The sequence below is a fragment of the Acinetobacter cumulans genome (assembly GCF_003024525.3).
Classification (GTDB): domain Bacteria; phylum Pseudomonadota; class Gammaproteobacteria; order Pseudomonadales; family Moraxellaceae; genus Acinetobacter; species Acinetobacter cumulans.
This window is the reverse complement of record NZ_CP035934.2, coordinates 2952128-2964851: the sequence shown is the minus strand read 5'-3', so window position 1 is coordinate 2964851 and position 12724 is coordinate 2952128. Positions and strand designations below refer to the sequence as shown.

At 39.3% G+C, this 12724-nt stretch carries 8 protein-coding genes; 4 read left to right on the top strand and 4 right to left on the bottom strand.

Going from position 1 to position 12724, the window contains the following annotated elements:
* Positions 1 to 87: 87 nt before the first annotated feature.
* The 3 genes from C9E88_RS13875 to C9E88_RS13865 all read right to left on the bottom strand — a co-directional run bounded on the left by C9E88_RS13875 (position 88) and on the right by C9E88_RS13865 (position 7403).
* Positions 88 to 2349 carry a TonB-dependent siderophore receptor gene (locus C9E88_RS13875; RefSeq protein WP_106985146.1) on the bottom strand — a complete coding sequence of 754 codons (2262 nt, stop codon included), beginning with the start codon at positions 2347 to 2349 and terminating at the stop codon, positions 88 to 90.
* Between the two features lie 299 nt (positions 2350 to 2648).
* Positions 2649 to 4946: a TonB-dependent receptor gene (locus tag C9E88_RS13870; protein ID WP_106985147.1), complete on the bottom strand. Its 2298-nt coding sequence runs from the start codon at positions 4944 to 4946 to the stop codon at positions 2649 to 2651.
* 348 nt (positions 4947 to 5294) lie between these two features.
* The gene (locus C9E88_RS13865; RefSeq protein ID WP_227865812.1) at positions 5295 to 7403 is read right to left on the bottom strand and encodes a TonB-dependent receptor; all 2109 of its coding nucleotides are present in this window, start codon (positions 7401 to 7403) and stop codon (positions 5295 to 5297) included.
* 373 nt (positions 7404 to 7776) lie between these two features.
* Between C9E88_RS13865 and tig the strand changes: the two genes are divergently transcribed.
* From tig to C9E88_RS13845, 4 genes are all read left to right on the top strand, one after another.
* Positions 7777 to 9108, top strand: coding sequence for a trigger factor (tig, locus tag C9E88_RS13860; RefSeq protein WP_106985149.1), 1332 nt, complete (start codon positions 7777 to 7779; stop codon positions 9106 to 9108).
* Between the two features lie 193 nt (positions 9109 to 9301).
* Entirely contained in the window at positions 9302 to 9907 is a 606-nt protein-coding gene (clpP, locus tag C9E88_RS13855; protein WP_067666729.1) for an ATP-dependent Clp endopeptidase proteolytic subunit ClpP, read from the top strand.
* 29 nt (positions 9908 to 9936) lie between these two features.
* The gene (gene clpX / locus C9E88_RS13850; RefSeq protein WP_106985150.1) at positions 9937 to 11247 is read left to right on the top strand and encodes an ATP-dependent protease ATP-binding subunit ClpX; all 1311 of its coding nucleotides are present in this window, start codon (positions 9937 to 9939) and stop codon (positions 11245 to 11247) included.
* A 214-nt stretch (positions 11248 to 11461) separates the two neighbouring features.
* On the top strand, positions 11462 to 12178 hold the full coding sequence (locus C9E88_RS13845; RefSeq protein WP_106985151.1) for a DUF2846 domain-containing protein: 717 nt from the start codon (positions 11462 to 11464) through the stop codon (positions 12176 to 12178).
* Between the two features lie 34 nt (positions 12179 to 12212).
* Here the strand turns inward: C9E88_RS13845 and C9E88_RS13840 are convergent, their stop codons facing one another.
* Positions 12213 to 12710: a DUF2059 domain-containing protein gene (locus C9E88_RS13840; protein ID WP_227865810.1), complete on the bottom strand. Its 498-nt coding sequence runs from the start codon at positions 12708 to 12710 to the stop codon at positions 12213 to 12215.
* Positions 12711 to 12724: the final 14 nt, after the last annotated feature.

Below are 12724 nucleotides of genomic sequence, written 5' to 3'. Positions count from 1 at the left end.
CACCTAGCAGTTAAATTTTTCGGTTAAGGATAAGCATAAATAAAAAAAGCCCCAATTCAAGATTAAGGCTTTTAATTTTATGGAAAATTAGAATTTAAAATTAAATGTAAGACGATAATTACGTTCAGCACCTGCCGTATAACGTAGGCCACCACGGTTGATACTTGCAATATAATCTTCATCAAGTAAGTTGTTAATATTTAACTGAACACCAATATTAGGTGTTGCTTGATAGCTGACCATTGAATCCAGAACCCAATAATCTGGAATTACAGCAGGGCCAACGGTATTACCATCTTTACTTTTTTTCATTTCGCCATTGTAACGTGCACCACTACCAATGCTCCATTTATCCATTGTATAGGTGGTCCACAGCGTGAAAGCATCTGACGGGGTAAATGGAATGTTATTGGAACCATCGGCAGAAGTCAGGCTGCCAGAGCTGACATGTGTAACATTATCAATTTCAGTTTTTTGATGGGTGTAGCCTGCAATGATCTTCCAATAATCATTAATGTTACCAATCGCACCTAACTCAATACCTTTAACGGATTTTTTACCCGTTTGGTAATAACCGCCATTATCATCTTTTTCAATTTCTTTGGTGACTTCAGTTTGGAATAGCGCACCTGTGAGTAATAAGCGGTTGTCAAAGAACTCCCATTTGCTTCCCACTTCAATGGTTTCAATCTGTTGTGGATCAAAATCAAGATTATTATTGCTACTTGCAGAGGTTGATGGTGCAAAAATGTTGGCATTACCAATACCATCACCGCCTGTAATAGTGCCTGGTTGTTGCTGTTGCACAGCATAGTTGGCGTACAGACTACCATTTTCGGTTGGCTTAAACAGCGCACCTGCTTTCCAGTTAAATAGATTGCCATCATCACTGAAACTAGCAGAAGAAGAGTAACCTTGCATTTTGTAATGGTCTAGGCGGATACCAGCGTTGACCGAAAATTTTGGTGACAGTTGTACTGTGTCAAAAGCAAAAATAGAGGATGTATCCATTCGGCCTTTGGTATCCGCGGCTTTATTGCGCGTTAAGGTTGAATGTACCGTTCCAGAGGGATTATACAGTGAGCTCGTACCCGTAATTGCGCCTGTCCAACCAAAGGTTTTCATATCTTCACGGGTAAATTCAACACCTGTACTTAAGGTATGCTGAAGTGTTCCTGTATTGAATTCTGTGACTAAGCTAGTTTGGTTCGTCATGATTTTATTTTCAGTATCACTGTTGTTGGTGCTGCCTGAAACTTGAATAGACGAACCGTCAGTAGGATCTGATGGATTTGTAGTGGTATAAGCGTTGCCAGAGAATGACGTTAAATATTGATGTTTGGTTTGGCCCCAACGTGTGGTATTGGTTAACTTGGTTTTATCGGATAGATCATATTCGATACGTGCAGTGACCATATCGGCACTGACATCGTCAAAATCTTCAGGAGCACCGTAATAATTTGACGTATTAACTTTGTGGTTATTTAAATACTTAGCCAAGCTTTTGATGCTGGCATTAGTGCTGTTATTTGCATTAAAACCGTTTAGGCCAACAGTAGGAATACCACCATCTAATTTATTATCTTGCTCTGTATGAAGATAGTCTAAAAATACGCGTAAATCTGTGCCTAAACCAAAGCCTAATGAAGATGCTAGTGCCCATTTTTTATTTTCTACACCGTCACGACCAATTCCGTCGGCATTTTCGCCCATCATATTGACACGAAGTGCAGTTGTTTCATTGATTTTTTTATTTAAATCGGCTGTTGCGCGCGTGTATTTATCGGAGCCGAAACCTAATGTTGCACTATTTGAGTCTTCGAGTTTGGCATGTTTAGTCGAGAGGTTAATGGAGCCTGATGCCGCTGTACGGCCATTATCCGTCCCCGCAGGGCCTTTAAAGACTTCAATTTGCTCGTAGTTGAACATGTCGCGTGTGACGTTGCCCAAATCACGTACGCCATCAATAAAAATACTGTTTGCTGTGTCAAAGCCACGCATGGTTACGGCATCGCCTGTATTCATACGGCCATTTTCACCCAATGAAAATGTTCCTACGCCAGGTACATTACGTAAAGCTTCGGTCAAGGTTGTGGCATTTTGTTCTTTAAGTACCGCTTGGGGGATGACAGCAACCGTCTGTGTGGTATTGAGTAAGGGTTGAGTAAATTTGGCAGAGCTGACTTTTTCTTTTTTATAATTATTTTCTGCTGCAGCTTTAACATTAATGGTTGGAAGCTGTACTGAATTTGATTCAGCTGTTGCAGCTTGAGCCGCCAGTGGCAAGGCTGCGGCTAACGCGACCATTGAAACTGTATTTTTGTGTTTTCGGCTTTTAATCTGTGCCATTTCTAAGTCCTGATTTTATAAGGAAAGCGACATTGATACTTCGTGATGACATATATGATGAAGATACAATGGAGGGATTGTTATGGCCTGTAACAATTGCTGTGAATTGTATTGATAATGATAATAGTTATCAATATTAATTTGTGCGTAATGTGAGGGAATTCTTGCTTAAGAACAGCGAGTTAATTAGAAAAAACCATAAAGTTTGGTTTTTAGGCGCGAATCTTATGGCGCAAAGACAACAACGCCCCTGTGAAAAGGGGCGTTGTTGAATACATTGAGATGGATTGATATTGAACTTAGTATTTGAAGTTCACAGAAAGTACAGCACTACGGCCTTCAGCTTCTGTTGCATAGTGAGATGCGTATGCTTTAGTGAAATAACGTTTGTCAGAAAGGTTGTTTACGTTTAACTGCAAATCAACATTTTTATTGACGTTATAACGTGCCATTGCATCGTAGCGTACATAACCTGGAACAAATTTCGTATTTGCAGCATCGCCATAAACTTTATCCATTGCTACTGCACCAGCGCCGAGGGTAAATGATGGGGTAAATGCATATGTTGTCCAAAGAGTTGCGGAGTTTTTTGCAACGTTTTGAACTTGATTGCCTTCATTGCTGTCTTTTGGACCATCATCAACAATTGTACTGTCTAAATATGTATAGCCTGCAGAAACTGCCCATTTGTTAGTGATATTACCATTAACGCCAAGCTCAAGACCGTCTACACGTGTTTCACCAATATTACGAGTGTAGCCATCCGTATCTGTTGCACGGGTATTTGTTTTTTCAGTACGGAAAATAGTAGCAGTTAAATTCAATTTTTCATTGAACAGATCCCATTTCGTACCGATTTCCATTGTGTGGACATCTTCAGGTTTGAGATTGTTGTTTGCAATTGCTTGTTCTTCAGTTGGACCACGGCCACCTGGGGTACTTAAGCCTTCAGAACCATCACCTGCATCTACACCAATTGGATTAGATGAAGTTGCAAAACTTGCATAGATCGAACCATTTTCTACTGGCTTAAATGTCACGCCAGCTTGATAGTTGAAAAAGTCGTTATCTGATGAATAACTTTTATTGGTTGCGTAATTATTTAGATTTGTTTCAAATTTATCCCAGCGGATGCCTAAATCCAAAATCCATTGTGGATTAATTTTGATACTATCTAATGCATAGACAGAAGTATTTTTGGTCGTAACATTCGAAGTTTTTGGATTTGCAGTGATGCTACCTAGCCATGGATCATTCGAGTTTGGATTGTTAAGAGAAGTACACCAGTAGTTAGAGTCTGCACCAATACCCATGCCAGAATTTGCACATGCACCAAGCGTACCACCTGGTTTAACGTTCCATTGAGATGTACCGCTATTAGGATTAGATCCGTTAGCAGTAGTATCGTTTAATGTATATCCACCACGGTCAGAATCTTGTTTGCTGTATTCAACACCTGTATTAAAAGAATGAACCAGTGAGCCAGTATTCAACTTACCAGTTAAAGACAGCTGATCTGTAAATGTGTTGGTATCAGTAATTTTTGAGTTTGAGCGACGCCATACTTCACCTTGAGCAACGTTGCCCTGTGAGTCATCTGGCTGTGTCCATACATAATTATTTTTTGAATTCGAGTACTGAGCGACATTGCTGATGGTTAAATTATCAGTTAAATCGTGTTCAAGTTTAAGTGTGCCAATTTGGTTTTCTTGTTTTTGGAAATCGCGATTTTTCCAACCATAATAAATACCTTGCGGAACATCTACAGGTTTACCTGCAGTTACTAATTTAGATGTGTCATATTGATATGGGACACCTGAATCAGGGGTATCATCAGATTTTAAATAATAGTAGCTTACAGTGGCACGAGTCGGGGTATCCAAACCAAAAGTAATACTTGGCGCAATACCCACACGTGCATATTCAGCACCATCATCACCTTGGCCTGCTTTATTATTATGATGGCCCATGAGAGCTACGCGTGTTGCAATACCATTACCAAAGTCTTTGTTGCCATCTAAGGTAATACGTTGGTAATTATCTGTACCTGCGCCAACAGAACCTTCTAAAGAGTCACCTTTTTTAGCCACTTTAGAAATCATGTTGATGCTACCGCCAGTTGTACCTGCGCCACCCATTGCAGATGCAGAACCTTTGGTTACTTCAACTTGCTCAACAGCAAACATTTCACGGTTTTGTGATGTAGCACTACGAACACCATCGACATACATTGAGCTTTCAGAATTGAAGCCACGGATAAATGGACGGTCACCATTCGGGTTGCCACCTTCACCTGCACCTAGGGTAATACCAGGAACATTACGTAAAGCATCACTTAACGTTGTAACTTGAGTATCTTCAATCAATTGCTTAGAAATTACCGATACTGATTTTGGTGTATCGAGTAGTGGTGCAACATATTTTGTGTTCGCTGATTTATCTACTTTTAAGCTTTGTTTTTGCTCAGCTTGAACATCTTGATGAATGGTTTCAAGTGTAGTGACTTGTTCTTGTGCAACAGCATTCATTGCAATAACAGAGAGAGACGAAGCAATTGCAGAAGAAACAATTTTCTTACGTGTTTTAATGAAAGCCATTTCAACCCTGAAAATATAGTTGTGAATTAGTTTGCGAATAATAATAATTCTTATTTGTTTTTACTTGTCTTTGCTATTGTTTTTGACAATAGATTAGTAATATATAATCTATATATAAGATGAAATAGTGTAATAATATGTAAACAATCCACTGATTTTAATAGATATTGATTATTTAGATTAAAAAACAAACTATTTATTGAAATTAATTATGAATGATTTCCAGTACTATCTTCATACAAAAGAAGAAGTCCGGAAAGTATTGAACAATATAAGATTTGAGATGTGGTGTGGAAAAAGGATGCTCAACCTAAAATGAGCATCCTTTTGTGTGCTTAGTACAAATTTTTAAAAACGATATGTACCTTTTACAGAGAATGAACGGCCTGGTGCGACTGTTGAGAAAACGCCAACGTGAGACGCATCATAAATACGTTCATTAGTAATATTGTTAACATTCAATTGCAAACCAAATTCAGGCATAAGTTGATAACTCGCAAAGGCATCTAAACGTAAGTGATCGGGTAGGTAGTAGTCGTTACTATCATCAACGAAGCGTTTACCCATGTAGGTTGCACCGCCACCGACAGTGAATTTGTCCATCACTTGGTACGTGGTCCACAAATTTGCATTGTGTTTAGCAATGAATTTTAACTGGTTGCCATTAGATGGGTTAGTTACATAGTTAGGTGCAGCACTTGTTCCTGCATTCACATAACCACCATCTAATAGCTCACTATCTAAATAGCTATAACCTGCGGAAATATCCCAACGCGGTGTAAGTTTGCCTGTTGCACTCAATTCAATACCACGAACACGGTTTTCACCATCAATGGTGACGATGCCCTGTGGGTCTGTTGATCGTGCATTGGTTTTACGCGTTTCAAATAGCGCAGCGTTTAAGCCTAAACGTTGATTAAACAGCTCCCATTTTGTACCAATTTCAATACTGCGACTTTTTTCAGGATCAATATTGTCTGCTAAACGGTTACCACTTGAGACACCATCTGCACCGCCAGCTTGACCTAAGTTATCACCACTTGGATTCAGTGATGTTGCATAGTTCGCATATAAACGACCATTTGGTGTAATTTTGAAAATTGAACCAACTTGATAGCTCACTAAATTGTCTGAAACAGTATCTTTAAAGTTAGTCGATTCATAATCATCAAAACGGATACCAAGATTTAAGTCCAATTTATCATTGAGACCAATAGTATCTGTGACGTAAACACCTAAGTTTTTAATTTCACCAGCTTTTGCATGGTCACCATAAGCAATGTTGAAATTAGGATGTGCTGGATTGGTTGGATTATAGAAATCAGTCACCTCACGACCTGCACCAGTGACGGTCATGGTCTTATTGCCAATACGCTCTTTGCTGTAATCCACTCCTGTGACCAAATTATGTTTAATCGCCCCAGTATTGAATTCGCCTTGTAAATTGATTTGTGCACTATTGACATGACTGGTACGGTAAGACGTACGATCATTACGCTCATACGTTAAACCATTGGATTCAGTTTCACATGCTGTACCACTGCTGGCTGCACAGCCAAAACTTAAACGCGTAAAGAAATAATCTTGGATCGTTTCTAAATCACGAGCAACAAAATTGAGTTTAAATTTTTCATTGAAATCATGTTGGAGACTTAAGTCGAAACTTTCAGATGTATAGTTTCTAAAGTCGATGTCTGGTCGGCCAAAGTTAGTTTCAAATGGCATCGTTTCAATTGGGGTCTTACGATCTGGATTTTTAGCATTGCTAAATGGTAAACCCATATCTGGGGTATCGTTAAACTCTAAACGACTGTAGCCAGCGGTGACGCGTGTAGGGGTATTCAAGCCAAATGTAATGGTGGGTGCAATGCCCCAACGGTCAACATCGACGCCATTACGGCGTGCGACTTCGCCTTGATCGAGCATGGCATTCAAACGAACTGCAATATGATCACTTAACACCACATTATTGTCAGTGGTAAAGCGATATTTGGTTTGGCCTTTACCTGAATTTTGATATTCCGACGTCACTTCAGATTCAGTACGATCTTTAGGTTTTTTAGTAATGAGGTTAATGGTGCCGCCTGTCGAACCACGACCTGAATACACAGAACCTGGCCCTTTAGTCACCTCGACAGCTTCGAGATTAAAAGCCTCGTGTGAACCACGGGCAAAATCACGCATACCATCAATTAAAATGTCAGTACTCGCCTCATAGCCACGAATAAATGGACGGTCGCCCATAGGCGTACCACCTTCGCCAGCACCTAAAGTGACACCAGGGGTTGTGCGTAGAATATCTTGTAAAGACGTTGCGCCACGTTCATCAATCTCTTTTTTAGAAATAATATTGATCGTACGTGCAGTGTCTAATAAAGGCGTCGTTATTTTGGTATTACTGGATTCTTTAATGTAATAGCTATCTTGTTGCTCAGTAACAACAGTGATCTTATCCATCTGTTGCACATTTTTATCATCACTAGCAAAAGCTAGGGGGGATGAAATGCTAATAAGTGAAGTGGCTGCTAAGTGAGCACGCCTTTTATGGTTTTTAATATGTCCCATGGTAAAAATCCGCTAAATAAAATAAAAAAAAACAATCAGTTAAGAAGTTGCGCGCTAATAATAATGAGAAAGTTTATCATTTGCAATAATAAATTAAAAAATAACCAATTTAAAATGTAATTTCTAGATTCTATGTAAACTGAAAGTTCATCCTTCATGCTGATATGTATGGTGTTATAATCCGCTTTTGTATATCTTGAAATGTTGTCATATAATGTGGCACTTTTTTAAAAACTGTTTTTACTAACAAAATATCGAGGAAGCCATGCAAGTAACTTCTGAAGCGGTTTCGGGCGTTGCCCGTCGTTTAAATGTATCTGTACCGACGAGCCGTATTAACGAGCAATTTGAAGCTCGCTTGAAACGCACTGCCAAAACTGTGAAGATCAACGGCTTCCGTCAAGGTAAAGTGCCTGTAAACGTTGTTCGTCGTGAATATGGCGCGGGCATTTACCAAGAAGTAGTGAACGACATTATTCGTGACACTGTGTTTGAAGCAATTCAACAAGAAAAAATCAACGCTGTTGGCATGCCGAACATCGAAAAGTCTGAACTTAAAGATGATGCTTTAGTTTATGAAGCAACTGTAGAAGTTTACCCAGAAGTTGAAGTTAAATTTGACGGTTTAGCTGTTGAACGTAAAGCAACTGAAGTAAATGACAAAGACGTTGAGAAGATGATTGAAAATCTTCAAAAACAACGTGCAGCTTGGGCTGAAACAAAAGGCATGGCTAAAAAAGACATGCAAGTAACTTTTGATTTCGAAGGTTCAGTTGATGGCGAAAAATTTGAAGGTGGTTCTGCAGAAGACTTTAAACTTGTTTTAGGTTCTGGTCGCATGATTCCTGGCTTCGAAGACGGCATCGTTGGTATGAAGAAAGGCGAAGAAAAAGTTATCGATGTAACTTTCCCTGCTGACTACCAAGCCGAAAACCTTGCTGGTAAAGCTGCTCAATTCAAAATCACTGTTAAACTTGTTGAAAAACAAAAGCTTCCAGAAATTGATGCTGAATTCCTTAAAATCTTCGGTCTAACTGAAGAAGAAGGCGTTGAAAAACTTAAAGCTGACGTTCGTAAAAACATGGAACGTGAAGTGAAAAACGGTCTTCGCAACCAAGTGAAAGGTGCAACTTTTGATGCCCTTGTAGCTGCGAACGAAGTTGAGCTTCCAGAAGCAATGTTGACTCAAGAAATTGATCGTCAACGTCAACAAATGATCCAACAATTCACTCAACAGTTTGGTGCTCAAGGTGCGAAAGCATTTGACTCAAGCATGCTACCAGATGAATTGTTCAAAGAACAAGCTGAAAAAGCAGTTAAACTTGGCGTATTGGTAAGCAAAGTTTTAGCTGAAGCTAAAATCGAAGTTGATGCTGCACGTGTAGATGCATACATCGAAGACATGGCTTCTTCTTACGAAGATCCTAAAGAAGTGATTGAATACTTCAACAACGACAAGCAACAGCGCGCTCAAATCGAAGCTGTTATTCTTGAAGATCAAGTTGTAGATCACATCTTAGCGTCTGCTAAAGTAACAGATACAAAAGTAAGCTATGAAGACTTATTGAAAGAGCAACAAGCTCGTCAACAAGGCTAATTCTTAGCTAAATAAAAAAAGGCGCTTAGAGCGCCTTTTTTTATCGCCAAAGCGCAATGGAATATGTCCTAAATTCACAATGCTTATGCAAAAAATATCTGTTATTTAATTGGGAAACTTTTGCATTTTCGAAAAATATCCCTCATATTGTGAATATGGGTCAACTCAGAAAAATTCAGGAATAAATAAACGTATGTATGTTCCAACAATTGAAAACGCACTTGTGCCAATGGTGGTTGAACAGTCATCACGCGGCGAACGTTCTTTCGATATTTACTCGCGCCTTTTGCGCGAACGCGTCATCTTTTTAACAGGTGAAGTGGAAGATAACATGGCGAACTTAATCGTTGCGCAAATGTTGTTTTTAGAAGCTGAAAACCCAGATAAAGATATCCATTTGTATATCAACTCACCGGGCGGTTCAGTGACTGCTGGTATGGCGATTTACGACACAATGCAGTTTATTAAACCAGACGTGGTGACTTACTGTATGGGTCAAGCGGCATCGATGGGTGCGTTCTTACTGAATGCTGGTGCCAAAGGTAAGCGCTATTGCCTTGAAAATGCACGTGTGATGATTCACCAACCACTTGGTGGTTTCCGTGGTCAAGCATCTGATATTGAGATTCATGCGCGTGAAATTCTGTTTATTAAAGAACGTTTGAATCGTTTAATGGCTGAACACAGTGGCCAAGACTACGAGCGTTTAGCAAAAGATACTGACCGTGATAACTTTATGACTGCACAGCAGGCAAAAGAATATGGTCTTGTGGACGAAGTTTTATCTAAACGTCCATAAAATTTAAAGATTTTTATATTGGAGTGAATATGTCCGAACATCCTCAAGGACAAAAGCATTGTTCATTTTGCGGTAAAACGCAGTCTGAAGTCGGGAAACTGATCGCAGGCGAGGACGCATATATCTGTAATGAATGTGTGGACGTATGCTTAGACTTAGTACAAACCAGTCAACAAGTTGATTCGAGTGATTGGGCTTCTAAGCCATTACCAAAACCGCATGAGATCCGTGCTGCCTTAGACCAATATGTGATTGGTCAAGATGTTGCGAAAAAGACGCTGTCTGTAGCGGTATATAACCATTACAAACGTTTGAAAGTTTCGACCAGCGGTAAAAAGCCTGAAGATGGCGTTGAGCTTTCAAAAAGTAACATCATGCTCGTCGGTCCAACAGGTTCTGGTAAGACTTTACTTGCTCAAACGCTTGCACGTTTGTTAGATGTTCCATTTGCAATGGCAGATGCAACAACACTAACTGAAGCAGGCTATGTGGGTGAAGACGTAGAGAATATTGTTCAAAAGCTTTTGCAAAAAGCGGACTACGATGTAGAAAAAGCCCAAAAAGGCATTATCTATATTGATGAAATTGACAAAATTACTCGTAAATCAGAGAACCCGTCGATTACACGTGACGTGTCTGGTGAAGGTGTACAGCAAGCCTTGCTGAAAATGATTGAAGGTACAGTTGCGTCAATTCCACCTCAAGGTGGTCGCAAGCATCCACAGCAAGAATTTATTCAAATTGATACTTCGAATATTCTCTTCATTTGTGGTGGTGCATTCTCTGGTTTAGAGAAAATTGTACAACAGCGCCAAGAAAAAGGTGGTATTGGTTTTACCGCTGAAGTGCGTAAGAAAGACGAATCTAAAAAGCTTTCTGACTTGTTCCGTCAAGTTGAAGCAACTGACTTGGTTAAATTTGGTTTGATTCCTGAATTTATCGGTCGTTTGCCAGTGATTGCTACTTTAGATGAGTTGGATGAAGAAGCATTGATGCAAATTTTGACAGAACCTAAAAATGCATTAACACGTCAATATCAATATTTATTTGATATGGAAAATGTTGATTTAGTATTTGAAGATTCAGCATTACGCGCTGTGGCTAAAAAAGCATTAGACCGTAATACGGGTGCACGTGGTTTACGTTCTATTTTAGAAAATTCACTACTTGAAACCATGTATGACTTGCCAAGTCGCACAGACGTTGGCACGGTTGTGGTCAATGAAGCTGTAATTAACGGTGAAGAGAAACCTGAGTTTAAAGCTGAGCGTCAGCCAAAAACTCAAGAAGAAGTCGCACCAAAAGCAGATTTGAAAGTCATTGATTCAAAATCTGCTTAATCAACAGTTGGCCGAACAGGCTTGAAATTTAAAGCCTGCTATTCGTCAGAAACGTGTGGAAAACGCTGTTTTTCACACGTTTTTTATTTAAAAAATAAAAACTGAATGTTACTCTCAGATGATTGGCGCGGATGCCTAAACATCATAATTTTAAAAGTCGAAGTTTTAAAAGAAAGTTAGCCGACAATAAGAAAAAACGCAGTGAGGGATGATCATGCGTGTTGTATATATCACCATATTAAGTAGTTTGGCGTTGCTGGGCTGTCATGGAAAATCAAGTGTTGAACAACAACCAGCGTTAAGCTCAACCTTAAAATCCGTCAATCCAGAGCAAGCACCTGGTATTATGGAACAATACCGTCTTGGTATGTTTACCATTGGTGGCTGGGTGAATCAAAAACAAGGCCGTCATTTTCAGACCGTAGAGCCACAGCATTCTCAAGCAGCAATTGTGTATTTATACCGTCCAGACAGTAAATGGAATCGGCAAGAAATTGTTGCGAGTAGTTTATTTCTCAATAGTGAACGTATTCCGAGTCTATTAAACAATCACTATTATTGGGTGGAATTGCCAGCAGGAAACTATCGATTATCAACCAGTCGGCCATTGGGGGTAAATCACTTTCAAAAACCCAAGTACCTCGACTTTACAGTAGAAGCAGGGCAATCATATTTTATTAAATATGATGAAGAAAACATGGCGACACGTCGTTCGGTTAGTGGTGCTTTAATGTTAATGTCGGATCAAACAGGGCGCAGTGAAATTGCATTTACTGAAAGAAAATCGTCAAGTTATAACTTTGTGGCACAAGATGAACAACGAGGCAAAGTTCGACACAGTGCTCAAAAATTAAAAGCAGAAAAGTATGATCCTAAAACAGATGTTCAGTTGGTGAAGCCATTCAAATTATGGAATCCACTGACCTGGTAAGGTGCAGTGGATTGCTTTGGACTGTGCTGAACAGTTAGCTTTTGCTTTTTAAAAGCAGGGGCTGAATGAGGCTAGCCAATTGCTCATTAAATTTCTGCATTTGTAAGGGTTGGTTTAGAATTTCATTACTAATCGCTAAGGTTTCTTGCAGAATATTATTGGTCATGACACTGCTTTTACGGTTAATCGATTGTCCCATTGGTGTGCTAAGAAACTGAATATAAGCTTGTGCTTCTTCTTCTGTATAGGTTTGTTGGAAGTTCTTGCGAATCATGTGTAAAAATTTAGGATTGCTAATAATTGCTTCATTGGTCTTTTGTAGCAATAAACTGATTTTTTGAGCGACATGTTTTTGCTCACTCGAAAGCTCAAGCACACCCAAATTATTTTTCAAAATATCTTCGGCTTGTGCATCAAACATTGGGCGCATATTCTGATTGGACTGAGCAATCATTCCAGTAAAATTAGAAAGTTCGATTAAATGATCTAAGGTTTTTTCTTGAACGGGTTGAGCCATTAAGGCAGAACTCATCAATACACTCGTGC